At 67.0% G+C, this 24104-nt stretch carries 25 protein-coding genes and 3 tRNA genes; 4 read left to right on the top strand and 24 right to left on the bottom strand.

Annotated features, from left to right (window positions below; all coding sequences use genetic code 11):
* The 3 genes from VKZ50_01405 to VKZ50_01395 form a co-directional block, all read right to left on the bottom strand.
* On the bottom strand, positions 1-669 hold a 669-nt coding region (locus VKZ50_01405), incomplete at its 3' end, for a class II fructose-bisphosphate aldolase (GenBank protein HLJ58368.1).
* Positions 660-1493: a hypothetical protein gene (locus tag VKZ50_01400; GenBank protein ID HLJ58367.1), complete on the bottom strand. Its 834-nt coding sequence runs from the start codon at positions 1491-1493 to the stop codon at positions 660-662. The genes VKZ50_01400 and VKZ50_01405, both read right to left, overlap by 10 nt.
* The gene (locus VKZ50_01395; protein ID HLJ58366.1) at positions 1493-2209 is read right to left on the bottom strand and encodes a GntR family transcriptional regulator; all 717 of its coding nucleotides are present in this window, start codon (positions 2207-2209) and stop codon (positions 1493-1495) included. Before VKZ50_01395 ends, VKZ50_01400 begins: the two co-directional genes overlap by 1 nt.
* Before the next feature lie 468 nt (positions 2210-2677).
* On the opposite strand from VKZ50_01395, the gene VKZ50_01390 reads away from it, so the two are divergent.
* From VKZ50_01390 to VKZ50_01380, 3 genes are all read left to right on the top strand, one after another.
* Entirely contained in the window at positions 2678-3160 is a 483-nt protein-coding gene (locus VKZ50_01390) for a dihydrofolate reductase family protein (GenBank protein ID HLJ58365.1), read from the top strand.
* A 308-nt stretch (positions 3161-3468) separates the two neighbouring features.
* Complete coding sequence (locus VKZ50_01385; protein ID HLJ58364.1) at positions 3469-4050, top strand: YdeI/OmpD-associated family protein; 582 nt, start codon at positions 3469-3471, stop codon at positions 4048-4050.
* Positions 4043-4597 carry a DUF1697 domain-containing protein gene (locus VKZ50_01380; GenBank protein ID HLJ58363.1) on the top strand — a complete coding sequence of 185 codons (555 nt, stop codon included), beginning with the start codon at positions 4043-4045 and terminating at the stop codon, positions 4595-4597. Before VKZ50_01385 ends, VKZ50_01380 begins: the two co-directional genes overlap by 8 nt.
* A 133-nt stretch (positions 4598-4730) precedes the next feature.
* Here the strand turns inward: VKZ50_01380 and VKZ50_01375 are convergent, their stop codons facing one another.
* From VKZ50_01375 to VKZ50_01340, 8 genes are all read right to left on the bottom strand, one after another.
* Positions 4731-5051 (bottom strand): metal-sensitive transcriptional regulator, encoded by a 321-nt coding sequence (locus VKZ50_01375; GenBank protein HLJ58362.1) that lies wholly within the window; start codon positions 5049-5051, stop codon positions 4731-4733.
* A 2-nt stretch (positions 5052-5053) separates the two neighbouring features.
* Complete coding sequence (locus VKZ50_01370) at positions 5054-5269, bottom strand: hypothetical protein (GenBank protein HLJ58361.1); 216 nt, start codon at positions 5267-5269, stop codon at positions 5054-5056.
* A complete protein-coding gene (locus tag VKZ50_01365) occupies positions 5259-5993 on the bottom strand; it encodes an outer membrane protein transport protein (protein ID HLJ58360.1) in 735 nt (244 codons plus the stop codon). Before VKZ50_01365 ends, VKZ50_01370 begins: the two co-directional genes overlap by 11 nt.
* A 232-nt stretch (positions 5994-6225) precedes the next feature.
* Positions 6226-7425 (bottom strand): FAD-dependent oxidoreductase, encoded by a 1200-nt coding sequence (locus tag VKZ50_01360; protein HLJ58359.1) that lies wholly within the window; start codon positions 7423-7425, stop codon positions 6226-6228.
* Between the two features lie 10 nt (positions 7426-7435).
* Positions 7436-7687 (bottom strand): sulfurtransferase TusA family protein, encoded by a 252-nt coding sequence (locus VKZ50_01355; GenBank protein ID HLJ58358.1) that lies wholly within the window; start codon positions 7685-7687, stop codon positions 7436-7438.
* 10 nt (positions 7688-7697) lie between these two features.
* The gene (locus VKZ50_01350) at positions 7698-8150 is read right to left on the bottom strand and encodes a DsrE/DsrF/DrsH-like family protein (protein ID HLJ58357.1); all 453 of its coding nucleotides are present in this window, start codon (positions 8148-8150) and stop codon (positions 7698-7700) included.
* Positions 8151-8636: 486 nt separating this feature from the next.
* Entirely contained in the window at positions 8637-9920 is a 1284-nt protein-coding gene (locus VKZ50_01345) for a S41 family peptidase (protein ID HLJ58356.1), read from the bottom strand.
* Between the two features lie 406 nt (positions 9921-10326).
* Positions 10327-10402: transfer RNA gene (locus VKZ50_01340), tRNA-Val, on the bottom strand.
* 163 nt (positions 10403-10565) lie between these two features.
* Here VKZ50_01340 and VKZ50_01335 point away from each other — a divergent pair.
* Entirely contained in the window at positions 10566-11828 is a 1263-nt protein-coding gene (locus VKZ50_01335) for a DUF1343 domain-containing protein (GenBank protein ID HLJ58355.1), read from the top strand.
* A 74-nt stretch (positions 11829-11902) separates the two neighbouring features.
* On the opposite strand, the gene VKZ50_01330 is transcribed toward VKZ50_01335, so the two are convergent.
* The 13 genes from VKZ50_01330 to VKZ50_01270 all read right to left on the bottom strand — a co-directional run bounded on the left by VKZ50_01330 (position 11903) and on the right by VKZ50_01270 (position 24047).
* Complete coding sequence (locus VKZ50_01330) at positions 11903-12175, bottom strand: DUF3303 family protein (protein ID HLJ58354.1); 273 nt, start codon at positions 12173-12175, stop codon at positions 11903-11905.
* Positions 12176-12219: 44 nt separating this feature from the next.
* Positions 12220-14304: an elongation factor G gene (gene fusA, locus VKZ50_01325; GenBank protein HLJ58353.1), complete on the bottom strand. Its 2085-nt coding sequence runs from the start codon at positions 14302-14304 to the stop codon at positions 12220-12222.
* A gap of 25 nt (positions 14305-14329) precedes the next feature.
* Entirely contained in the window at positions 14330-15301 is a 972-nt protein-coding gene (locus VKZ50_01320) for a D-2-hydroxyacid dehydrogenase (protein HLJ58352.1), read from the bottom strand.
* Positions 15291-16979, bottom strand: a complete 1689-nt coding sequence (gene lysS, locus VKZ50_01315) for a lysine--tRNA ligase (GenBank protein HLJ58351.1) — start codon at positions 16977-16979, stop codon at positions 15291-15293. Before lysS ends, VKZ50_01320 begins: the two co-directional genes overlap by 11 nt.
* 7 nt (positions 16980-16986) lie before the next feature.
* Positions 16987-18318: a folylpolyglutamate synthase/dihydrofolate synthase family protein gene (locus tag VKZ50_01310; GenBank protein ID HLJ58350.1), complete on the bottom strand. Its 1332-nt coding sequence runs from the start codon at positions 18316-18318 to the stop codon at positions 16987-16989.
* A complete protein-coding gene (locus VKZ50_01305; protein HLJ58349.1) occupies positions 18315-19175 on the bottom strand; it encodes a tetrahydrofolate dehydrogenase/cyclohydrolase catalytic domain-containing protein in 861 nt (286 codons plus the stop codon). Before VKZ50_01305 ends, VKZ50_01310 begins: the two co-directional genes overlap by 4 nt.
* A gap of 85 nt (positions 19176-19260) precedes the next feature.
* Complete coding sequence (locus VKZ50_01300; protein HLJ58348.1) at positions 19261-19533, bottom strand: HU family DNA-binding protein; 273 nt, start codon at positions 19531-19533, stop codon at positions 19261-19263.
* Positions 19534-19727: 194 nt separating this feature from the next.
* Positions 19728-19801 (bottom strand) — tRNA-Gly (locus tag VKZ50_01295).
* Positions 19802-20054: 253 nt separating this feature from the next.
* The gene (locus tag VKZ50_01290) at positions 20055-20462 is read right to left on the bottom strand and encodes a hypothetical protein (GenBank protein HLJ58347.1); all 408 of its coding nucleotides are present in this window, start codon (positions 20460-20462) and stop codon (positions 20055-20057) included.
* Positions 20463-20887: 425 nt separating this feature from the next.
* Positions 20888-20974, bottom strand: a tRNA-Tyr gene (locus VKZ50_01285).
* 107 nt (positions 20975-21081) lie between these two features.
* Complete coding sequence (locus VKZ50_01280; GenBank protein ID HLJ58346.1) at positions 21082-22074, bottom strand: TIGR03560 family F420-dependent LLM class oxidoreductase; 993 nt, start codon at positions 22072-22074, stop codon at positions 21082-21084.
* Positions 22075-22170: 96 nt separating this feature from the next.
* Complete coding sequence (locus VKZ50_01275; GenBank protein ID HLJ58345.1) at positions 22171-23268, bottom strand: hypothetical protein; 1098 nt, start codon at positions 23266-23268, stop codon at positions 22171-22173.
* Complete coding sequence (locus VKZ50_01270) at positions 23265-24047, bottom strand: glucose 1-dehydrogenase (protein ID HLJ58344.1); 783 nt, start codon at positions 24045-24047, stop codon at positions 23265-23267. Before VKZ50_01270 ends, VKZ50_01275 begins: the two co-directional genes overlap by 4 nt.
* Positions 24048-24104: the final 57 nt, after the last annotated feature.

Here is a 24104-nt window from a genome sequence, read left to right as displayed (position 1 = left end):
AATCGCCGTCCGAAGGTCATCATCCCCAACCCCGGAGCCGCCGTGCAGCGACAAGGGGCATGGCGCCACGGCGACGATGGTGCGGAGCCGATCCAAATCCAGGGAAGCCCCTCCCGGCATTAAGTGGTGAACGTTACCGATCGCCACGGCCAGGCAGTCGAGACCAGTGTCCCGGGCGAACGCAATGGCCGTGTTGGGGTCCGTGAGCTGATCCTGAACCGACGGACCGCCCGCCTCGAGGTCCTCCCGCCGTGTAATATGACCCATCTCCGCCTCGACCGTAATGCCCCGGCGGTGGGCGATCGTCACGAGCTCGCGAGTCTGTCGCCACTTCTCGTCAAGCGGGAGGCCGTACCCATCGAACATGACGGACGTGAACCCGGCGTCCATGGCCTCGTCGACGATCGTTCGAGTCTGCCCGTGGTCCAGATGCAGCACCACAGGAATCAAGACGCGCTCGGCCCGCGCCCGGACCGAGGCCGCCAGGGCGTGCAAATCCATGCCCGCGGCCCGTGCGGCGGTCAACGCCACGACGACTGGAGCGTCCGCCGCCACGGCCGCATCGATGATCACCTGGGGAAGGTCTAGGTCGACAGTGCTGAACGCGCCCACGGCGTAGCCGCCGGTCCGCGCATGCGAGAGCAACGGGGCGAGGTTCGTTAGCGGCATTGGGCACCAACGGTCGCGCGAAGCTCGTCGAGCGCTTGGCGCGCTGTCCAGCGCTCCCGGATCACCCGGCAGAGCGCCCGCGTGATCCCACGCGGAGACGGATGCTCGAAGATGTTGCGCCCGACCGAGCATCCGATCGCCCCCACGCCGACAGCTTGTTCCATTCGACCAAGCAGTTCCGCATCGCTCAGAACCGTGCCGCCGGCGAGGATCACGGGCCGACGCGTCGCCTCGACGATCCGACCAAACGACTCCGCATCCCCACTCCAATTCACCTTCACGATGTCTGCGCCGAGCTCGGCGCACAACCGGGCGTTGCGGAGCAGGTAGTCGATGCCCAGGGTCCCTCCGACATCCGTCGGGCCCGCATACGCGTTCGGCCACTCAGCCTCGGCGATGAACGGCATCCCCCACCGGTCGCAGGCTTCGGCCAGCTGTGACACGTAGGAGATGATCGCCGGCTCGTTCTCGCCCGCGAGCGCCACGTACGCGACCACCGCGTCGGCGCCCGCGCGAAGGGCCCACTCTACCGAGTTGATCGGAGTGACCACCGCCCCGCTGGGTCGGCCGGCGGCGGAAGCGGTGAGCATGAGCGCGAGTGCGGTCGTGCTGCGAAATTCCTGCACCACCTGGTCCAGCAGGCCCGGGGCCAGCATGAACACGTTGGCGCCCCCCTCCACCGCGTCACGAGTTCGGGCCCGAATGTCAACCAACCCCGTCAACAAGACGGGCGACGTCATCGCGTGGTCCAACGCGCACACGACACATGTGTTCGTCTGCGCGTCAATCAGCCGTCCCAGGCGCAACGCTTTGCCGGTGCTCATCATCCTCTCCTTGGCCCTGCGCGTTGAATTGTGACCTCGAACGCGTCCGAAACGTGATACTCGAGCGAGTACAATGCGGGGCGGTTGTCGCCCGCATAGTCCACCTGTTCCAACAGCAAAAGCGGTGTACCGCGCCGAACGTTGAGAAGGTTGGCAAGCGGCGCGGTCGCCGCGACCGATTGGATTCGCGCGACCCCATGGTGAATGATCACGCCGCATCGGGTCTGCAACCACTTGTACAAAGACTCCTCACCCACCGTGAGGGGGTCGACGCCGGCCGGTATCAACGCCGTTGGCAAGATGTCAGTCGAACGCACAACCGGACGACCGTCTGCCGTGCGAGTGCGTTCGATCACAACAGCCTGTGCGCCCTCGGCAAGGCCGAGCGCGGTCCGCACCGTTGCCGTTGGAAGGGTAATCTTGGCGGTCCGGTCGACGGTCCCAGGCACGTGCCCCTCGGACCGAATGAGGTCGGTCACCCCGAAGTTCGCGTTGAGGTTGTTCCGTAGGAACGGCGCGCCGGCGACGAAAGTGCCGACTCCGCGAGTCCGCAGGAGCACTCCTTCTAACTCGAGCATCCGAATCGCCTCTCGCAGCGTCGCGCGACTCACGGCCAGCATCGCCGCCAGCGCCGGTTCGGGGAGCAACTGGTCACCCGGCTTCAAGTGCCGATCGGCGATCACTTCGAGAACGGCTTCGCGTACCAGGTCCGGCAATGTTCGCCGGTCGCGTGTGTGAAGTCGCCGCAAGGCTTTGTTAGACATCTGACATCAGTCATTTTCCACAGAATCCTCGTAAGTCCTGCTAACCGTATGGGGGTCTGGCGGGCAGCGCCTCGCTCGATCATGGCAGACCCGTCCTCAGTCGCGCTCCGGATCTCACCCTCGACGTCCGACTGACCAGGATCCTCGACCACCGGGGTGAGCGATGGAGTCGGGGATTCGCAGGACATCCTGCCCCGAGCCATCCCTTCTCGGGCTTGCGGCTATGTCGATCTCGCACCGGCCCGTTCGACTATCCACGAAACGAGGAAGAGAGGAGGACCGTGCATGGGCCGGCGTCTTAGCCATCCAGCATTCCTCGCCCAGTCCGTCTGCTGAGGTGGAGCATCGCGCTTCCTCAAGCGCAGGCGCTGAGCTCATCGCTAGGATGACCGGCAGAGCCCAACGAAAGGAGGGATACCCATGCGGAAGATCATCGAATCCACCTTGGTGACGCTCGACGGCGTCATTGAAGACCCAGCGGGATGGGTCGGACGCTACCTCGACGATGGGTTTCAGAAGGGCGCGTTTGAGCGGCTTTTGGAGAGCGACGGCATGTTGCTGGGAAGACGGACATATGAAATGCTGGCGAGGGATTGGGCCGGCCAACCCGGCGATTTTGCCGATCGAATCAACAGCGTCCGCAAGTACGTCTTCTCGTCGACCTTGCACGAGGCCGCTTGGAACAACTCGACCATCATGAAAGGCGACGTCGACGTCGTGGACTTGGTGAGCAAGCTTAAACGGGAAGCTGGCACAGATCTTGCCATATACGGCCATGGCCTCCTTGCACAGACTCTGCTGCAACACGGCTTGCTCGATGAGGTGCGGCTTTCATCTTTCCCCTCTTCGTGGGCCGCGGTAGGCTCCTCTTTCGGGAGGGCGAAAACATGCGGATGCGACTGATTGGCGCGACGAGCTTGCCGACCGGAGTCGTCGCGCTGCGCTACCAACCCGTCGCAGCGATGGGAGCAGCGGCGTCTGGGGCAAGATACCAGTAGCATGTTACGTCTGCCTCCTGATCTCATGACCGACCACTTTTCGTCCGCCGCGCGGAGGCGGTGGCCGATCGATACGTTCGGATGCGAACTCAGATTTGAACTCAGCAGGCGGTGCGATAGCCTAGGGGACCGCCACTGAGGGCGCGAGCATAAGAAGCCACATTCCTTGGCGGTAGAATGGGATCTCGCAACCGAACCCACAGAGAGGCTGAGATGAGCGCCGAAACAGAGTTGGGCATCGTCGCCTTTTCATCTGCCAAGGAGTGGAAACAGTGGCTTGCCAAGAACCACGCCAGGTCGAACGGCATTTGGCTCCGGTTGTTCAAAAGAGACTCTGCGGTCTCTACGGTCTCTTACGATGAGGCCCTGGACGAGGCGCTCTGCTGCGGGTGGATAGACGGACAGCTCAAGAGGTACGACGAGAGGTCCTGGCTGCGCAAGTTTACTCCCCGACGACCTAAGAGTGTTTGGTCAAAGAGAAACAGAGAGCGCGCCGAGCGCCTTGCTAAAGCCGGAAAAATGCGTGCAGCAGGGGTCAAAGAGATCGAGGCAGCCAAACAGGACGGTCGCTGGAACGCCGCGTACGACCCGGCCAGCAAGATGAGAGTGCCCGATGATTTGCGTCGAGGACTCGCCGAGAACACGAGAGCCCACGCCTTCTACACCACGCTGAACAGAACCAATGTGTATGCCATTGCCTGGAGGTTGCAGACCGCGAAGACGCCGGGAACGCGGCAGAAGCGTCTCACCAGAATCCTGGCGATGCTGGCCCAGGGACAGACGTTTCATGGCTGAGCACGCAGCCTTTCTGAGGGGCATTAACGTCGGTGGGCGTCGGGTCAAGATGGATGACTTGCAGCAAGCATTCAAATCGCTTGGATTTGCGGATGTCACAACATACATCGCGAGCGGCAACGTGGTCTTTGCGACCCGGGGGCAAAGCGCCACAGCGTTACGAACGCGAATCGAGCAAACACTGAGGAATCGGTTTGGCTTTGACGCTGGCGTGATCGTTCGCACGATCGGAGACCTGCAGGCGCTCGTTCACAGAAGGCCGTTCAGACAGGTACGCATCACACCCAAGACCAAACTCTATGTAACGTTTCTGGCCCACAAACCACAGACCGCGCTCAAGACCCCGTATAGATCGCCCGACAAAGACTTTGCCATTGTCTCTGTTTCAGATCGAGAGATATGCAGCGCTGTCACCCTTTCCCCCGACACCGGCACCCCCGATCTTATGACATTTCTAGAGAAGCAATTCGGCAAGGATATCACCACGAGGAACTGGGCGACGATTCTGAAACTGGTTGAGGGTCACAAAGCCGAAGCGATCGGATAGAGCAGGCAAGGATGCAACCGTGACGGCCACCCCTGCGCGTCCTTTCTCCGCGATCCGGGCGACCCGAACAAAGCCGGCGCCCCCAATGCCCAGCGACCGCGCCCACGCTTGATTGGTGGGCGGAATCGTCACGTCACGCGAGCCGCGCAAACACCTCCGTAATCCGGTCCAACGCACGCCGAGCGTTGGTATCTCCAGCGAGGTCCCGGGACAGACAGCTCCGCATGTTCGCCACGAACAGGCGGACGCCGATCTTTTCCAGTGCCGCCTTCGCCGCAAAAAGCTGCTGGGCCACGACCTCGCACGAGGCCCCCTCCTCCAGCAGGCGCTGCAGCCCGCGGATCTGTCCTTCCACTCGGCGGAGCCGCGCCACCAGAGCCTCGTGCTCTAACCGCACCTCGTCGTCCACTTGAACCAGCGTGTTCGCCTTCTCAGTTGTCGACAAGCGTCCCATGCTCAAAACCTCCAACGGTACGCGACGCCGAGCGAGTCCTCGCTCAGGTTGATGTTCGCGGTGCCGCCGCCGAACGCGGCGGGGATCGGGCCAGTGACCGAGTTCGCAAACGCGTGCATGTAGGCTACCGTCAGTTCCTGATTCGGCGACGGCGTCCACGTCAGGCCCACGGTCACGTGGTCCGTGACCACGCCCGGGGCCAGAATGTTAAAGAGCACACTTGCTCATCGACGTCACGGTCTGGTACGTCGCCCCGAGGGTCACGGTGGGACTGACCTGGCCGGTCCAGCCGATGCGCACACCCCAGCCGGTGGCGGTGTCCTGGCCGTTGTTCGTCACGTGCCCGGCGGCCGTCGAGATCGCGGCGTTGTCAAAATTCTGCAGGCCGTACGCTGAGAACATCTGATACGCAAAGTTCACCGACACACCGATCGCGTTTGACGGGTTGATCTTCCACGCGAATGTCGGCGCGATGATGAGCTGCTCGAGATCCACGCCCGCCGGCGTCGTCCCGAACAGCGGAATCGCCGTCGTGTATGAGGTATTCATGCCGCCATTACCGTACACCGAAATGCCGAGCGACATGGTGTCGTTCAGCATGCGGTTGTAACCGAACTGCGGGATATAGAAATCGTTGTACCCGTTCCCGTTGTAGGTCCCGTTCGCACCGGCACCGCTGCCAGTGATCACCGCACCCCGTTGCGGCCGGAAATAAGTCACCCCAAGCACGGTGCAGTTGCCGATCAGGACCATGCCGGCTGGATTGGTCGCGGCGGCCATGCAGTCTTGCGGGTAGGCGACGCCGGCGCCGCCCATCCCCGACTCGTACAGGCCGTATCCGTGGCTAAAGTACCCGTCCGTCGCATAGGCGGAAGGCGCAGCGAACGCAACCGCAATGACCAGGGCGACCAACGAGAGCCCAGTACTGAACGTTGTCTTCATGGAACTCCCCCCAATAGCGTTTGCCTCCGCTCACCGCTCCACCCGGTTACGCCGCCCGCGCGACCTCGTGCCGCCCATGAGGTACGTGGTCGCGCGCCTCGCGACTGTCATGAATCCACTGCGGCCCGGACGACCTTTCTGCTCAGGGTCCTGTGCGATTCTCTCCGATCGTGCGGGTCCGGCGGCCCAGGGCCCTCCCCTCCCCTCTCCTCTCCGGCCGCGCCTCCGCCCGTCAGGCCGCGTGTTCGCCGGGTGCGTGGACCTTGGCTTTCAGCCGCCGGTCGGGATCCGTGTACGCGAAGTACCAGTCGAACACCGGTTCAAGTGTCCCGCGCAGGCTCAGCCAGTAGATGTGCGCCATCATCATCTTCATCATGTGGTTCAGCCGGCTCGGCGGACACTTCAGGACGGGCGCCGTGTATGATCCAATGACGAACGTGCCCATGCCGTACGCCAGGTCAACTGCACAGTGCGTCCGGCCGTGGAACTTCAGCGGCGCGCCCTCCAGCAGGCCCGCCACGACTTTCGCCTCGAGATGAGCGCCCACGCCGGCCTTGGAGGTCGGCAGATTAGTGCCGTCGCCGATCGCGAACGCGTCGTCGACTCCCTTGATACGCAGCGTCTCCTTGTCGGTCACCACGAAGCGGTTGGCATCGAGAACGGCGGCCGGTTCGTACGCGATATCCGCGCCAACGAACGGCGGAATCAAGATCGGCAGGTCGTACTGAATCTCGTCGCCTTCGATCGAAGAGATCGTGCGGGTCGCGGGATCGATCCGGTCCAGATCGAAGAACGGGAAGATCTCGATCCCGCGTTTGCGCATGATCGGTTCGACGATCTGGTTCATCGGCTCCGCCGGGTAGGCGCGTGGATACGGTGAGATGAACACGAGCCGCGTCTTGCCTCGCAGGCCACGCTTGTGCAACAACTCCTCGAGCAAGAGCATGCCTTCCACCGGCGACGGCGGACACTTGATCAGCGGCGAGCTTTGTCCCAGCACGATGGTCCCGCCGCGGAAGGCATTGAGATGCGCCCACACCTTCTGGGCGTGGGCGATGCTGCTGTGGTAATCGCCGAACTGCCGGTTGACCTCGACGAGCCCAGGGATCTGCCCGGGATCGGTCCGCACACCGGTTGCGACGACGACCGAATCGTAGTCGTACCAGCTGCCAGCGCCCGTGGCGACAGTGTGCGCGGCGAGATCGATGCGCGTCACCGCCTCTTCGATGAATCGGACGTGGCGCGGCAGCAGCCGTCGTTCGTCGCGCACGATGCGCGGGTTCGCATTCTTGAACGCGACGTAGAGGAGCGCCGGCTGGAACATGTGCACCGCCGACTGGCTGATAACGAGGACCTCGAATCGCCGCCGGTCGAGCGCATTGGCCAGAATCGTCGCCCCGGCCCCGCCGCCGACGATCACCACTCGTTTCATGGGTATCGCCTCATCGCCTCAGAATGCGGACGACGGCCACGATCTTGTCGGCCTGGTCCTCAATGGACACGATCTGGTTGCGCGTTTTCGCCGCCCACGCCTGGACGTCGGGCTTGACCCCGGGGTCGGTCGCCCAGAGTTCGATGACGTCTCCGACCTTCGCGCGCCGGTAGGCGAGCGCAAGATCGGTAATCGGCCCGGGGCACGACGAGCCCCGGGAGTCGACAAACGTCCGTGGTGCGGCTGCCGGTGTGCCGTCCATCGGTATCACCTCAGATGAAGAGGGTTTGGCCACCGCCGGCCATCTCGAGGAACGTGGCGGCGCCAACGACATCGTCGACGAGGTCGTTGAAGTCGGCCTTGTCAAGTCCCATGACCCCGGCCATCATCGAGCACACGTACACCTCAGCGCCCAACTCCTTGGCCTGCCGCAGCATCGCATCCCACGGCTCGACGCGGGCCGCCTTCATACCCTGCGCCAGCGCCGGGGCCATCGAAGCGAACTCCGCGGGAAACGGAAGGTCGTGGGGCGTCTTGGTGAATCCGAGCAGCCCGAACCCCGTCACAAAGATGTTGACCTGCATCTCCATCGCCGCCGCGGCCTGTGCGATCACCCCAAGCGGAATGAACTTGTCGGCGGTGCCGCTGAACATGATGATCGAGACCTTGCCGGTCGCCACGGACCCGGCACTTTCTCTCGACCCGACATCCAACGTCTTACTCATCGCAGCGCCCCCTTTTCGATCGGCGCTATTGCGCCGTCACAGCAAAAGTAGCATACCCCATACGGTATGGACTATCGGGCGGTCGATGTATTCAAGTGTGATGTCGCGACCTCAACGGACGCCGTGCTTGAACGCACGCTGCCAACCCGTCCGCGTCGGCAGGCCGGTCGCGGACGACCGGTCCTGATGGTGGGGGGCCCGCCCGTAACCCCAACCACGGGGGGTCAAACCTGCGGGCCGTGCGCGTCGCCCATTGCGCGGTCGCCGCGTCAGGATCGTGCGAGGGGACGGCTATGGATCAGGCCACAGCCCGATAGCCTCCGGACCACGGCCCGGGAAACTTAGGCCAGAAGGGGCCAGGTGCGAGGTCGCCTCTAGTTCGGTCTACACGCTTCCCTCACCAGGACACCTCGGCGATGTTGTCTGTCTGCCACCCCCAACGTGCCGACTCGGCGAGGGCGTACATCAGAGATCCCAATTTCGACTCTAGTTCCCTGCGCCTACCGCCTTGAGGGCCGCATCGAGTTGGGGGTCCGCGCCATCCGACACGTCTTGTACTGTGAGCGACACAACCTGGTCTGGGCCAATCCCAACGCCCTCAACCTGCTCGTATTGGGGTCCGTTGACTTCCGCGATCGTCACACCCATCCCTCCGGCCGGTAGGAGCAAGGTAATGGTTTCTCCGAGGGCGCCCTGCGTCTTCTCACCGATCAGCGTTGCCCGGTGAGCGTCATGGAGTGCGAGGCTGAGCACTTCGCCGTTCGAAGCCGTATTACCATCCGTCAGCACAACAAGCGGAATCTGCGCCAGGAGCGGAGTCCCCGTCGCAACAAATTGAGAAGGGCCCTCATGACTAACGGCATGCGCAAGGAGCGTGCCGGTGGGCAGAAGCGTGCCTGCGACGCCTTGCATCTCCGAATACAGGCCTCCGCCATTCTCTCGAAGGTCCAAGATCACACCTCGAAGCGAGCCCTGCGCTTCAAGTGACCTTACCGCACTCCGAAATTGATCCGCGGCGCCCGTGGTGAACTGGAACAGGTGCAGGTACGCGATGCCCGGGCGAACCATCTCCGTTGACAGAACCGGAGCTTCGATCGCTTGCCGCGTTGCGGTGAGCATGACATCGCGTCCCTTCCGCCTGAGGGTGAGCGTGACCGTCGACCCGATCGGCCCCCGCACGATCCTGGCCACATCAAGAGGCGTGACAGCTGGGGCTATCGGTGTGCCATCGACTTGAACGATCTGATCGAAGCGCTGAAGCCCCGCAACGGCGGCTGGAGACCTTGGGAACACCGCCGCAACGTACACCATCAGGATTGTCCCAGCGCTGTCCTTGATTGATGCCAACAGAGAACCGACGCCAGCATAGCCAGGTTTGCCGGCATACCGGTCCTGCCATTCTTTGAATTGCGCGGGATCAAGATAGAAGGTGTGCGTATCGTGAAGCGATGCCAGCATGTCTCGCGTTGTCTGATACGCGAGCGTTCCGTCGTTCGCGGTGTCGGCCTGGGCAGCCCTGGCGAAATCCTGTCGGAACACTCCCTCCGCCTGAGCGCCGAGCGTACCGTCAGGAATCTCAGGTAGGTCCTCGTGGGTGGTCTTACGCAGCGAATCGACGGCGGCGTTCAGCAGCGTGACAGGTTGCACCGCCTTCACGTACCGTTGTTCCAAGACGTGCAAGGCCGCAATCGCCAACCCAGCATCCGCGTTGGCTCCCAACGCCGGACTTGCCGATGCGAGGAGACCAGCGAGCACGACGCTCAACATCATCTGTAGCGCTCGGGGCTTCATAGTCATTCCCCCTCTACCACACGAGCCACCATCGCGGGCGCGCTCGGGATCCGGGGCCGGTAGCATCCGACATTTATGCCCAAGGGCATGTCTCCTCAGTCGAGGCGCATCCTCTCGATCGCCCCAACCATCCAGTGGGTTTTCGGGAGATCCACGGTCGTGGTCTGGCTCTTACCGCCGCACCTCGTCGAGGTCGACGCCGTTCCGGAACCAAGAGGTTGCCACGAAGTGTCGGAGGGAATGCGGACATCCGGCTGTGTTCGGCGAGCCCCGCTCGCTGAGGGGCCGTGAGCCCCTGGCCGATCGCCGATCCCCTCCGTGAGCCGTTTGCCCGTCGGCTCGGGTTTGGGGCTCACCGATGGCTGAAAGCGTCATCTAGCAAGCATGGTGGGCGCGCGAGGACTTGAACCTCGGACCTCTTCCGTGTCAAGGAAGCGCTCTGACCCCTGAGCTACGCGCCCGGTTCGTCTCGGATTCTACGGTATCGTCCCCACCCCGTCAAGGAACGCGCCCGCGCGGGGCGGAACGCTGCGCGCGCGCTTGCGGTGGGTCAAGGCGTCGGCACGCGACGCGGCGAACTATCATCCGGATCGCGTGTCGGTGGGACACGATGTGGTCGAACAAATGACAACGCTGCTCAGGGTCCTGGCGATCTGCCTGGCGACGGCGCTCGTGGCGCCGGTCGCAGCGCTCCCCCAGTCGTATCCGATCAGTCCCTCGGCGACTCCCCTCGTGCGGACAGGGTTGGATGTCTTCCTCGAGAATCCGCCCGACGTCGTGCGCGGCAAGCGCGTGGGGCTGATCACGAATCCGAGCGGCGTGGACGCGCGTCTCCGCAGCACGGCGGACCTCCTCGCCGCGGACCACGATATCCACCTCGTCGCGTTGTTCGGCCCCGAGCACGGCGTCCGCGGCGACCAGGGCGCCGGCGCCCTAGTGAAAAACAGCGTGGATCCCAAGACCGGCCTGCCCGTCTATAGCCTGTACGGGGCGACGCGCAAGCCCACCGCAGCGATGCTCCGCGGCATCGACGTGCTCGTCTTCGATATCCAAGACGTCGGGGCGCGGTTCTACACATACATGTCGACGCTCGCCGTCTCGATGCAGGCGGCCGCGGCGCAAGGCATTCCGGTCGTCGTGCTGGACCGGCCCGACCCTCTCTCGGGCGACCTCGTCGCCGGCCCGGTGCTCGATCCGAAGTGGACCTCGTTCTTCGGCCTGTACCCGATCCCGATTCTGTACGGGATGACGATCGGCGAGCTGGCGCGCTTCTTCAACGGCGAGTTCGGCATCGGCGCAAACCTGGTCGTGGTCCCGATGGAGGGCTGGCATCGATCGATGTGGTTCGACCAGACCGGGCTGCCGTGGGTCATGACGTCCCCGGGCATCCCGCACTATCGGACGGCGGAGTTGTACCCCGTCACGGGGCCGATCGGCGACACGAACCTGTCCGTCGGGGTGCTGACGACCGAGCCGTTCGAGCTGGTTGGCGGCACCTTTATCCAGCCGTGGCATCTGCGCGCCGGGCTCGAGGCGCTGCGGCCGGGCGGCGTCGCGTTTCGGGAAGACTACTGGCGGGGCGAGCCGTGGACCTCCACAGGCGGACCGGAGTTCGGTGGCGTCGAGATCCGCGTCACGGACCGGGCCGTCTACCGACCGGTAGATCTGATGCTGCAAATTCTGTACGTGGTCCACCAGCTCTATCCCAGCCAGTTCCGTTGGGGCGCCGCCTTCGGGGGCCAGTACACGTTCGACCTCGACATGGGCACGAACCAGGTGCGCTTGGGGCTCGCCGCCGGCCGCACGCCGGAGCAGATCGAAGCGCCATGGGAACCGGGCCTCGCGCGATTCCTCAAGGCCCGGGAACGATATCTCCTCTACCACTGACGGACGCGTCGCGCTGTCCCGGCAGGCGCCGGGGCCGAGACCTGGTCGCCCGACCTCGTCACCCCGTCGGCGGGTCAGAGCAGCGGCTCGATTGTCTGACGCACCTCCGCGGACGACACGACCGGCACGATCTCGAACTCGATGAGGTCGCTCCAAAACGCGACCCATTGGTGCAGCAGGCGCGCGTCGTCACACTCCATGATCTGGAAACACCGGTCAAAGTTCGCCTCGATCCAGCTCCCAACGTACTTCAGGCCGTCCGGGATGCCGCGGCCTTCGTCGCGGAGACGACGGTACACCGCCCGCGCGTCACGGTTCCGGAAGCGTTCAACGATCATGAACTGCATGATGCGTCCCCCGCGCGTGATGTGACGGCGGCGCGCCGCCGTCCTCAGTGGGCTTCGACCGCCTCCTTCTGCTTTCGCGCCTCGGCGGTCACCTTGTCCGCGATATGCGACGGCACTTCCGCGTAGTGCGAGAACTCCATCTCAAAGGTGCCGCGCCCCCCCGTGAGCGACCGGAGGTCTGACGCGTACCGGAGCATCTCCGCTATCGGCACCTGCGCGCGGACCGTGGTGGTCCCATCGCCGCCGGGTTCCATCCCTTGGATATGCCCGCGCTTCGCGTTGAGGTCCCCGATGATGTCCCCCATCTCGTCTTCCGGCACGTGCACCGCGACGGTAGCGACCGGCTCCAGCAACACCGGTTTGGCCTCCTGCATCGCCTTCTTGAACGCCATCGAGCCTGCGATCTTGAACGCCATTTCGGATGAGTCTACGTCGTGGTAGGACCCGTCGACGAGGGTGACACGGATGTCCACCACAGGGTAGCCGGCGACGATGCCCTCGTCCATCGCGTCCTTGACGCCCTTCTCGACGGCAGGAATGAACTGTCGCGGGATCGCGCCGCCGAACACCTTGTCCACGAACTCGTAGCCACCGCTCCTGGGCTTGGGGTCGAGTTCGATCCAGCAGTCACCGTACTGGCCGCGGCCGCCCGTCTGCTTCTTGTACTTGCCCTGGACGCGCGCGTGCGCGCGCACGGTCTCGCGGTAGGGCACACGCGGCACCGACAGCACGACGTCCACGCCGAATTTCCGCCGGAGCCGATCGGCGACGATCTCCAGGTGTGACTCCCCCATGCCCGAGAGGATCGTCTGGTGCATCTCCGCGGCACGCCGCACATTGAGCGTGTGGTCTTCCTCAACGAGTCGGCCCAGCGCGGTACCGAGTTTGTCCTCGTCCGCCTTGCTCTTCGGCTGGATCGCCATTGAGATCGCCGGCTTCGGGAACTCGATCGACGGAAGGGTCAGCGCCTTGTCCTTCTCCGCGAGGGTATCGCCCGTCCCTGTGTCGGCGAGCTTGGCGACCGCGCCGATGTCGCCGGCCGGCACCTCCGCAACCGGCTCCTGCTGCTTGCCGCGGATCAGCAGCAACTGGCCGATGCGCTCCGTCTTGGCCTTGCCGGCGTTCCACACTTGCGCATCCGATCGAAGCGTGCCGGAGAAGACACGCAGGTAGGAGAGCTTGCCGACGTAGGGGTCGGCCATCGTCTTCCACACCTGGGCGGCGAGCGGGGCGGTCGGGTCCGGGGTCAGCGCGACAGCACCGCCTTTCGCGTCGCGCGCGGCGGCGGGCTCGCGCTCGGTCGGCGCGGGCAGCAGGCGCACCAACTCGTCGAGCAACGGCGCCACGCCGCGCCCCCGGTTGGCGGCCACACAGAATACCGGCACGAGCGACGCGGCGCGGACGCCCGCGCGGAGCCCGTTCGCGAGGGTTTCGTCGGACAGCTCGCCTTGTTCAAGGTACGCCTCCGTCAGCGCCTCGTCGGTCTCGGCGACCGCCTCCGTAAGCCGCTCCCTCGCCGCCTTGGCCGCCGCGAGGACGTCGGGCGGGACCTTCTCGATCGGGATCGGCCCGGCGTCACCGTACGCCTTCATCGTCAGCACGTCCACCACGCCGTTGAACGACGCCTCGCTGCCGATCGGCCACTCAAGCGCGACGACCTGTCGTCCGAACTTCTGCTGCAGATCCTCCAACACCCTCGGAAACGCCGCGTTCTCGCGGTCCATCCGCGTCACCGCGATGATCCGGCTGGCCCGCGCCCGCGCGGCGATCGCCCAGACCTTGTCGGTCTGCACCTCGATGCCGGCCACCGCGTCCACCGCAAGCAGCACGCTCTCCACGGCGGCCAACGCACCGGTCACCTCACCGATGAAGTCGGGATAGCCCGGGGTGTCGATGAGGTTGATCTTGTGATCCTGCCACTCCAGCGGGGCCAGCGCCGCGCTGACCGTGATCTTGCGGCGCACTTCCTCGGGGTCGAAGTCGGTCGTGGTTGTCCCGTCCTCGACCCGGCCGAGGCGATCGATCGCTTTCGCGGCAAACAGCATCGCCTCGACGAGCGAGGTCTTCCCGGTCCCGCCATGGCCGGCGACGGCGACGTTCCGAATGCGATCACTCGGGTATCGCTTCACGGTACGTCCTCCCTGTTCGGGCGTTTTAGTAGCCCAGGGCCGTATCGACGACGTTGCGGAGTGGCTGTCCCGTCAAGTACCTCCGAAGGTTGTCGCAAAACAACGCGATCATCTGGTCGGTGTACCCGGGGAATCCCCCCGAGGTGTGAGGTGACACGATCAGATTCGGCGCGGTCCACAGCGGGCTCGTGGCGGGGAGGGGTTCCTGCACGAACACGTCCAGCCCCGCGCCCCCGAGCCGCCCGCTGCGCAGGGCGTCGATGAGGGCCGGCTCGTCGATGATCGGGCCGCGACCGATGTTCACGAGGAACGCGCCGCGCGGCAACAGCCCGAGCTCGCGCGCGCCGATGAGACCGCGGGTCTCACGGGTCAACGGCAGCGTCACCGCCAGCACATCCGAGACCCGCAGCACATCGTCGAGCCCGCTCGGCGGCAACACGCGCTCGACGCCCTCGACAGCCGCCGGGTGTCGCCGCGTACCCCAGACGCGCATCCCAAATGCGGCGGCGCGCCGGGCGACCGCCTGTCCGATCGTGCCGAGCCCCAGAACGCCGATGGTGTGTCCGGCGAGCAGCCGGTGTGCGCGGACGGCGTCGTGCCCCCACTCCCGGCGGTCCTGGTACTGAAACAGTTCCCGCAGCCGGCGCGTGTGCGCGAGCATCAGCGCGAGGACGTGCTCGGCGATCGTGTCCCCATGGACATGGGTGTTGGTCACCACGATCTCCGTCCCGGCGACGTCCTCGGTGAGGTTCTCGACGCCGGCTCCCCCCTGGTGCACCCACTTCAGGGCCTGGGACCGTGTCGCGCCTTCGCGCAGCGGCCGAAAGCCCAGGATGACCTCGGCGTGCGGCGCCTCCTCGTACCACGTGGTGCGATCGGTCACGGGGACGACACGGACACGCGGATCCACCGCCCCGATCTGCGCGACACGTCGCGCGTCCAGGCTCTTCAGCACGGCCACCACGCAGGCGCGACCGCCGCTTCCTTCAGGCTGCATCACGCGCTACCTCCCTGAGCCGGTTCAACACGAACTGCGGATCGAGCGCGGCGAGCAGCCACCCCGCCTGCGGTCCCGAGTCCTTCCCGAGGAACGCCTGATAGATCGCGCCGAACGCCTCCCGCGGGCTCAGCCCGATCTCCTCCTTGAGCTCGTGGAGGCGCGCGTGCAGTTGCTCTCCCGTCCAGGGCGGCGCGCCGGCGGGCGGCCGGCGATCGTCGAGGGTCATGGCGCGCCCACGCGTCTCCGCTGGCGCGGTGGGACGGCCGCCAACAGGCGCGCTCGATGGCGAGGTGTCCGCGCTGCCCGCGCGGGGGCCGGTCTCGATGGCGTCGGCCACCCGCAGCAGGTAGCGTCGCTGCGTGGGCGTGAGCACGGCGGCGCTCGACGGTACCGAGTCGCGCACCTCGAACTTGTAGTGTTCCGGGGCGTAGGTCGCGAGCCACCGTCGGGCGTCCGCGACGCGGTGCGCCAGTTCCCCGCGATCGTCATCGGTCAGCGGCGCCCCCTTGTCGCGTGCGACCGCCCGCGGGAGATCGACCGATGGCATCTGGGTCAGGTAGGCGACCTTCACGAATCTCGGCCGGTAGCAGTGCGGTGGCGGAGCATCGACGCGCGCGAAGTAGAACGTGCGCGCAAGATCCGGGTTGTCGGTCTCCTTGAAGAAGGCCGCGGCCGCGCGATCGTACTCGTCGTACAGGTTGGGGATCGTGTCGCCGCCGGGATCGAACTCCACCTGGCGGCGGGGCAACGGACGGACGATCAAGAACCGCGCCAGTTCGGCCCGCAACACCTGGAGGATTTCCGACGCGGTGGTGCCGACGGCCTTGGACGTGCTCATCTTCTTGCCGCCGTACAGCAGAAACTCGTAGGCGAACGAAAACGGCGCCGACCGTCCGAAGACATGGACGCTGACCTCGCGCGCCACGTCGTGCGTCCCGCCGCGCGTCATGTGGTCTTTCCCGGCCCCTTCCACCGTGACCCCGAGCGCCGACCACTTCGCCGGCCACTCGACGCGGTACAGCAGCTTCGCGCCGCCGCGGAACGGCGAGCGCTTGCCCCGATACCCGCAGCCCTGGGCCCACGCGACCTTGTCCGGCGCGCACACGTACTCGACCTGGTCCCCGTCCCACGCCAGCACGTTCGTCGTCCCGATGCGCCCGCAGCGCTCACAGAGCACCTGAACGGGCCACCAATGGTCGTCGATGCGCTTGCTGTGCGTCACGTCCCGGTAGACGGTCCGGATCGTCTCCACCCGATCCAGCGCGCGGCGGATCCCGTCGTCGAAACCGCCGCTGCGGTACATCTCCGAGGTGCGATAGATCGTCGGGTGCGCGCCGAGCCGGTTGAACGCGTCGGCAAACTCGGCCGCATAGAAGTGGCCGTAACTCGGGGCGCGGCCGTCGGGCGACGGGATCATGGCAAAGGGCATGCCCATGTACCGGGCGTAGTCCGGCAGCGCCGGCGGGAGATCGTCCATCGGGTCGTAGTCGTCGAACCCGTAGAGGAACGTCGTCGGGGCGCCGGCATCGCGCAGCGCCCGCGCGACGCAGTCGTGCATCAGCACACCCCGCAGATGCGCGACCGGCACGTGGCCGGACGGCGTCTTCGCGTCGTTCACCACGTGCGGACCCGGCGACGACTTGCGCAGCTCTTCCGCCAGCAGGTCAACCCACATCTCGATTCTACCTTCTCGCCGGCGCCGCGGCCTTCCTCCGGAGCAGCCGTTCGCGGGCCTCGCCGACGAAGTAGAAGGAACCGGTGACCACGAGCACGTCCTCGGGCTGCGCCAGCCGCTTCGCCTCGGCCAGGGCGAGACGCCAGTCGTCGATCGCAACCACGTTGGGCGTGTACCGGCGAACCTCGTCCGCGAGATCGGCGGCCGGCAGCGCGTGAGGGTTGTCCGGACGGGTCGTCACGGTTTGATCGGCGAGCGGCGCGATCAACGCCGTCACGGTGCGGTAGTCCTTGGTGGCGAGCATCCCGAAGACGAGCACGAGCCGGCGATGTCCGAGGAGTTCGTGCAGCGTCTCGCGCAGCGCGGCCATCGACGCGGGGTTGTGGCCTGCGTCGACGATCGTGTACGGATGGGTCCCGACCAACTCCACACGGGCCGGCCAACGCACCGAGCTCAACCCGGCGCGGATTGCGTCGGCGGGCACGTCGACGCCGACGTCGCCGAGCAGCTCGACCGTCGCGATCGCCGTGGCGGCGTTCTGCGCCTGGTGCCGTCCCAGGAGAGGTACCCGCACGTCGTACCGGCCGCGGAGGCCGTCGATCGTCGCATGCACGCCGTCGAGGGACGCCTCGTGCAGCGCCACCCGGACATCCCGGCCGACCCGGACGAGCCGCGCGCCCTGCGCCGCGCACGTCTCCGCGATCACGGCACCCGCTTCGTCGGGCTGCGGCGCCGACACCACGCGCCCCTGGGCACGAATGATCCCCGCCTTCTCACGGGCGATCGCGTCCAGCGTCGTGCCGAGTAGCTCGGTGTGATCGTAGCTGATCGGCGTGATCACCGAGACGGCCGGGTCCAGCGTATTCGTCGCGTCGAGGCGGCCGCCGATCCCCACCTCGACGACCGCAACGTCCACCTCTCGACGGACGAAGTACGTGAACGCCATCGCGACGGTCGTCTCGACGTACGTGGCGAGGCCCCAGGGCTCCACGCTACCCGCCTCGACAGCCGGGCGAACCGACGCGACCAACGCGGCGAGCTCGGCCTTCCCGATCATCTGGCCGTCGACCTGGATGCGCTCCCGGTAGTCTACGAGGTGCGGCTTCACCGCCAAGCCGACGCGGTACCCCGCCGTCTTGAGCATCTCCGCGATCATGACCGCCGCCGAGCCCTTTCCCTTCGTGCCGGCGACGAGAACGGCGCGCAGGCGCGACTGGGGATCGCCGAGACGCGCGAGCAGGTCACGCATGCGGGCGAGCTTCACCTCGGTGTAGGGCCGCCGCGGCCGGTCGGGTTTGATGAGGTCCTCGAGATACCGCAGCGCCTCGGCGTAGGTCACGCGGACGCCTCAAGTTGCCACCGCGCCGCGGCCAGCGTGTTCTCCAGCAGCATCGCCCTCGTCATCGGGCCGGTCCCGCCGGGCATCGGCGTGATCGCCCCCGCGACTTCCCGGACCGCCTCGAAGTCCACGTCGCCCACGAGATCGCCGCCGACGCGACTGATGCCGACGTCGATCACGACCGCGCCGAGCTTCACCATCTCCCGCCGGACCAACCGGGCCTGCCCCACCGCGCTGACGAGGATGTCGGCGCGGCCGATGTGCCCCGCCAGGTCGGCGGTGCGCGAGTGACACATCGTCACGGTCGCGTGTCGCTGCAGCAGCAACAGCGCGGTGGGCTTCCCGACGATCGTGCTGCGGCCGACGACCACCGCCTCCCGCCCCGCGAGGTCGACCCCGGCGGCATCGATCAGCGCCATGACGCCGAGCGGCGTGCAGGGCACGAGCCGGGCGCGCCCGATCACCAGACGCCCGAGGTTCGCCGGCGTGAGCCCGTCCACGTCTTTCTCGGGCCGCAGCCGTTCGAACACGAGATCCGGATCGATCTGTCGCGGTAGCGGCAGTTGCGGCAAAATCCCGTGCACATCGCGCCGTGCGTTCAGATCGTCGATCAGCGCGAGCAGCTCTGCGGGCGTCGTCGACGCCGCCAGGTGAAACGTCTCGGACCGCATCCCGACGCGGCCCGCGTCGCGGGCCTTGCTCTTGACGTAGGAGTGGGACGCGGGGTCGTCGCCGACCAGGATCGCGGCGAGGCACGGCGCGACGCCGTGTTTCGCGATGAACGCCTCCACCTCCGCCGCGAGTCCGGCCCGGCGCGCCCGCATCAGCGCGTTGCCGTCGAGGATCTTCGCCGCCACGTCGTCGCTCCGGGATTCCCGTCGTTGAACGCGCGGCGGGCCGTCGCTGCGGCCCGCCGCACAACCGTCCTCGTTCCGCGTCGCGTCAGTTGACCTCGGCCTTCAGGTCCTTGCCCGCCGTGAAGGCCGGTACCTTTCGAGAGGGGATATGGATCTTGTCGCCGGTCTTGGGGTTCCGGCCGTCGCGCGCCGCGCGGGACTTGACTTGGAACGTCCCGAACCCCACGACGGTGACCTTCTCGCCGCGCCGCAGCGCGTCGGCGATGCTCGCGAACACGGCATCGACGATCACCATCGCCTGCTTCTTCGTCTGACCCGTCCCTTGGGCCACGTGGTCGACCAGTTCTTCCTTGTTCATACCGCCTCCTCAGCCGTTGGCCGGCACAGGACGCGCACCCGGGCAGGATGCGCGCGCCCCTATTTCGCCGCCCCGCCCGTTCCTCCCTGGCGATGCGCCCGAATCTTCAGGTCTGCTTCGCGGCTGCCCCCGCCTCGCGACACGCCGGTCGGGTGGCTCGCCGCATCCTGCAACGCCCACACCGAAGACGACGTTGGAGCGGGAGACGGGAATCGAACCCGCATCGCCAGCTTGGAAGGCTGGCACTCTACCATTGAGCTACTCCCGCATCGACCGATCGCGAACTCCGGCCATTACTATAGCAGATCGGGGCGGGAATTTCCCGCGATGGGTGCCGCGACCGGGACCCAACAGATCGTCGCCGTCGACGCTGCGCGTCGACGATCCGCGGGACGAATGTGGCGATGTCCGTGATGGCGCCCGAGCAAGGCGGGCACCGAGGGGCGGCACGCCGTAGACGTTGTGGGGAGTCGGTATCGAGACCAATGCCGCACCCGGCGCCGCACCCGCGGCGCCCGGAGTTATGTCGCGGCGATGATCGAAGTTGGGAACATCATCTCGCCGGCCAGCGGTGACGGCGAGGGCTCCTGCGCGTCCGGCGGCGTGAGCGGGGGAAGTGCGGGCGGCATCGGCGCGTCGACGGACGGGTCGGCCATCGTCAGCGGTGGCAGTTGAGAGGAGAACACAGGTTCGCCGGCGGCGTCCCACCTGGCCCGCTCGGCGGCGGCGAACTGTTCGTAGTGCGCGGGACACACGAACACGATGTGGCGCCGCAAGGAACCACGCAACCGCGAGGGGTCGAGGAAATACCACCCGGGTTCGTCTTTCCCGCGTTCTCTGGGGCACTTGAAACAGCGTATCGGTTCCTGCTGCTCCTGCCCCTGTCGCTGCTGGCTGTCGACGTCCGTGACGCTCGCGAGTTCCGGCACGGCCCCCCCGCCCCGTTCACGCCTGCGCAACCGTTGTGCCCGGAACTGTCGGGGGCTAGACCTTCCGCACCGAGTTCGCCGGGTGCGAGCGAGCGGGAGCATGGATGGGCACGGGCGAACACCCGGAGCCACGGGGCGGATCGGCCCCGCCGCCGTGCCCGCGATCACGGCACGCTGTCCGGACCGGCTCATACACGGTCACCGTGACCGACCAGGCGTCGGATCGCGTGGCGGCTTGGGCGCGCGCGTCGCCGCCGGACGCTCACCGACGCGCAGTCGGCGCTCACCGAAGGGTTACGTGCGTACCCCAACGACGACCAGCGGGTCGCGCTGACCGGGCGGCTGGAGAACGCCCGATCGACCTGCGCTGAGCGGGCCCAGCGGAAACGCCCGGCCGGTGGCCGGGCGTCGCGTCTCGCTGGGTTTGGTGGGGAGGGAAGGATTCGAACCTCCGAAGGCATTCCGCCAGCTGATCTACAGTCAGCCCCCTTTGGCCGCTTGGGTACCTCCCCGTACTGGCACTCCTGCGTGATTGTAGTGGGCCATCGCCGCGCCTGTCAACGGGACGCCGCCCGGTGCGCAGGCGCCAGACACCGATCGATGCGATGGGGCCTAGGCGCTACGACAGCGGCGGCCGCGTCGCCGTCACGTTGCGAAGGCGCGGGATCACCTGCTCGCCGATCAAGCGTAGCGCGTCCAGGTCCTCCTGATCGAAGTACTGCAGCATCACGCGCTCGATCCCTTCGGCCGCCAGCGCAGCCACCTGCTCGACGATCTCCCCGGGCGTCCCCACGAGCCACCCCGTGGACCGGAGCGTCTCCGGAAGTTGGTGAGGCGACTCCCCCGCGCGGGTGATCACGTACTCTTGAATCTTACGCGCCCGCGCGTCCAAGGCGGCGCGGGACTCGCCGATGATGAACGCCCCCATCCATGAGTAGCGGATGGCGGTCGGATCTCGTCCCATCGCGCGGCACGCGGTCTCGAGAATCGCCCGGCGCGCTCGGACGGCCGCAGGGGGCTGCGACCCACCGCAGTTCCACTCATCGGCGTGCTTCGCGACGACCTCGAGCAACCGCGGGCCCTTGCCGCCGATGACGAGCGGCGGCGCAGGTCGCTGCGTCGGCTTCGGCCACCCCACGGCGCCGGCCAGCCGGTAGTACCGCCCGTCGAACCGTGCCGGCCCGTCCCCCCACAGGGCGCGGATCACGTGCGCGGCTTCGTCCAACCGCCGGATCCGCTCACCCACCCGTGGGTATGGAACGCCGAACGCTTCGTGCTCGCGGTCGTGCCACCCCGCGCCGATGCCGAGTTCCAGCCGCCCGCCCGAGAGCACATCGACGGCAGCCGCGTGGCGCGCGAGGACGGCGGGATGGTAGAACGTGATCGGCGACACGAGCGGACCGAACCGGAGGCGGCGTGTCATCGTCGCGAGCGCGGCGAGCGACGTCCAGGCATCCAGCCCCGGCCTCGTCTCCACACCGAATAGCGAGAATAAATGGTCGGAGCGCCACAGCGACTCGAACCCCGCCGCCTCCGCGGTCTCCGCGATCCGCCGCCAGCGGTCCCACGTCAGCCCTTCCTGTCCCTCCACCATCACGCCGACCCGAATCACGGGACCGCCTCCTTGGCACATGGTGAATGCAAGTTCCGCTCCGGAGGGCCACCCCCGGCCACGTGCGCGGGGCGGGCGACGCCCGCCCCGGACCGATCAGGCCCCGGGAGCGTCGCCCAGCCGCGTGACGCTGTCGAACTCACGCCCGCGCTCGCCCGCGATCAACTCCCTCGCCTCCGCACCCGTGGCGCCGCGGTGGACCACCGCAGCCGTCGCCACGGCCAGCGCGCGTGGATCTTCGTTCGGCGCGAAGGAAATGTTTCGGCCGACGAGCGCCCCGCGAACGGTCGGGCCGGCCGCCATACCGGCGGCGAACTCGTCCAGGACGATCTGGGGATCGTCCCGCACCTCTCCGCCCAACATCAAGATCGGCAGGGTGGTCGCGGCGGCGACGCGATCGTACCCCGCGCCGTACGGGAGCTTGAGCCAGGTGTGCGCGGTCGAGGTGCCGAGGCCGGCCGCCACGCCCGCCGCGCGAATGAGGCTCTCCGCGTCGGTGCGCGGGCGCGGCCCCGCCGGCGTGCGGTCCACGAGGAACGCTTCCAAGAAGACGGTGAGGCCCGCCGCATGGCACGCGTCGATCGCGTGCGCGCATGTCTCCAGGGTCACCGGCGTGACCGCATCCTGAGGATCGACCCGCACCATGAGTTTGGCGCCGTCGCAACGCAGGCGCACCATGCCGTCGACCGTGAACGCCGTCATGCGATCGTCGATTTCGAACACCGTTCCGGACAACCCACCGCGGTTCATGCAGCCGAGGATCACCTTGTCGTCGAGCCAGCCACGTCCGGACCGCCGTCGGGCGAGGTGGCTCAGGAGCAGGATTTCCTCGGCGACGTCGGGCGTCGCCATGAGCCCGTCCACCCCCGGCGCCGTCAACACGCGCAGGACGCGGCTCAACAGCATCCACCGATCCCCCATCGCCACCGGATCGGCGCCGGCCCGCGTGACCATGCGCGCGGGATGGTCGGCCGCGAGCACCAGGAGCCGGCCGGTCGGCGCCGGCACCGCCCGGCGGGTGCGCGCCTCCGCCTCGGCCAGCGCGGCCTCGGGGTCGCGCAGTCGGAGATCGATCAGCGCCTCATACCACGCCCGGGGCAGAAACGCCGCGGGATCGAACCCCCGGCCCGCGCCCGCCGTGGGAGTCGACCGCGTCCGCCGCGGTTCGCCGCGGCTCGCATCGTCGTGCATCATCCGCGGCTGTAGGGGAGGAAGAACCGCCCCGCGCTGGATCCGCCGTCCACATCGAGCACCGAACCGGTGACGTACGACGCGCCGGGTGACGACATGAACAGCACCGCCTCGGCGATCTCCAGAGGCTCGCCCATCCGTCCCCACGGAATGTTCCGCAACAGCGTCTCCTTGTAGTTGGGGTTGACGTCGCCGCGCCGGCCGACGTCGATGAGGCCCGGGGACACCACGTTCACGCGAATCTGATGTGCCGCGAGCTCCTGCGCCAGGACCTTGCTGAACATGACAATGCCGGCCTTGCTGGCGCAGTAATGCGACGCGCCGCGGCGCGCCGACTTGTATGCGCCCGAGGCAATGTTGACGATGGAGCCCGCGACGCGCTGCTCGACCATGCGGCGCGCAACCGCGCGGCACATCAGGAACGTCCCCTTGAGGTTCGTGTCGATCACGCGATCCCACTGGTCCTCGGGCATCTCGATGACCGGGCAGTTCGGGTACACGCCGGCGTCGTTGACCAGCACCTCGATCCGGTCGAGGCGGCGGGTGACTTCCGCCATGATGCGCTCAACCCCCTCCGCGGAGCCGACGTCGCCGGCGACGGCGCACGCCGTGCCCGGTCCTGCGGCGAGAGCCGCCGCCGTCTCCGCCACCGTCTCGGCGTTGATATCCACGACGGCGACGCACGCTCCCTCGCGGGCGAACGCCGTCGCGATCCCGCGACCGATCCCCGCCCCCGCCCCCGTGACGATCACCCCGCGCCCCGCAAACGATCCTCCGGCCATGCCGTCACCTCGTCTCCGTCACCGCGCTCACCCGGCGCGAACGCGTCCTTGGGTAAG

The organism is bacterium (assembly GCA_035295165.1).
Lineage (GTDB): Bacteria > Sysuimicrobiota > Sysuimicrobiia > Sysuimicrobiales > Segetimicrobiaceae > JAJPIA01.
This window is presented reverse-complemented; position numbering and strand designations above follow the sequence as displayed.

Bases quoted from the DNA above. Each gene is read 5' to 3' on its own strand.
- VKZ50_01380 (HLJ58363.1), top strand. From the start codon at position 4,043: ATGGCTGAGCACGCAGCCTTTCTGAGGGGCATTAACGTCGGTGGGCGT.
- VKZ50_01360 (HLJ58359.1), bottom strand. From the start codon at position 7,425: ATGAAACGAGTGGTGATCGTCGGCGGCGGGGCCGGGGCGACGATTCTG.
- VKZ50_01275 (HLJ58345.1), bottom strand. From the start codon at position 23,268: ATGATGCACGACGATGCGAGCCGCGGCGAACCGCGGCGGACGCGGTCG.
- VKZ50_01375 (HLJ58362.1), bottom strand. From the start codon at position 5,051: ATGGGACGCTTGTCGACAACTGAGAAGGCGAACACGCTGGTTCAAGTG.
- VKZ50_01300 (HLJ58348.1), bottom strand. From the start codon at position 19,533: ATGAACAAGGAAGAACTGGTCGACCACGTGGCCCAAGGGACGGGTCAG.
- VKZ50_01345 (HLJ58356.1), bottom strand. From the start codon at position 9,920: ATGATGTTGAGCGTCGTGCTCGCTGGTCTCCTCGCATCGGCAAGTCCG.
- VKZ50_01365 (HLJ58360.1), bottom strand. From the start codon at position 5,993: ATGAAGACAACGTTCAGTACTGGGCTCTCGTTGGTCGCCCTGGTCATT.
- lysS (HLJ58351.1), bottom strand. From the start codon at position 16,979: ATGTGGGTTGACCTGCTGGCGGAAGAGCTGCGCAAGTCGTCGCCGGGT.
- VKZ50_01400 (HLJ58367.1), bottom strand. From the start codon at position 1,493: ATGAGCACCGGCAAAGCGTTGCGCCTGGGACGGCTGATTGACGCGCAG.
- VKZ50_01270 (HLJ58344.1), bottom strand. From the start codon at position 24,047: ATGGCCGGAGGATCGTTTGCGGGGCGCGGGGTGATCGTCACGGGGGCG.
- VKZ50_01320 (HLJ58352.1), bottom strand. From the start codon at position 15,301: ATGCAGCCTGAAGGAAGCGGCGGTCGCGCCTGCGTGGTGGCCGTGCTG.
- VKZ50_01355 (HLJ58358.1), bottom strand. From the start codon at position 7,687: ATGGACGGCACACCGGCAGCCGCACCACGGACGTTTGTCGACTCCCGG.
- VKZ50_01385 (HLJ58364.1), top strand. From the start codon at position 3,469: ATGAGCGCCGAAACAGAGTTGGGCATCGTCGCCTTTTCATCTGCCAAG.
- VKZ50_01335 (HLJ58355.1), top strand. From the start codon at position 10,566: ATGACAACGCTGCTCAGGGTCCTGGCGATCTGCCTGGCGACGGCGCTC.
- VKZ50_01350 (HLJ58357.1), bottom strand. From the start codon at position 8,150: ATGAGTAAGACGTTGGATGTCGGGTCGAGAGAAAGTGCCGGGTCCGTG.
- VKZ50_01330 (HLJ58354.1), bottom strand. From the start codon at position 12,175: ATGCAGTTCATGATCGTTGAACGCTTCCGGAACCGTGACGCGCGGGCG.
- VKZ50_01390 (HLJ58365.1), top strand. From the start codon at position 2,678: ATGCGGAAGATCATCGAATCCACCTTGGTGACGCTCGACGGCGTCATT.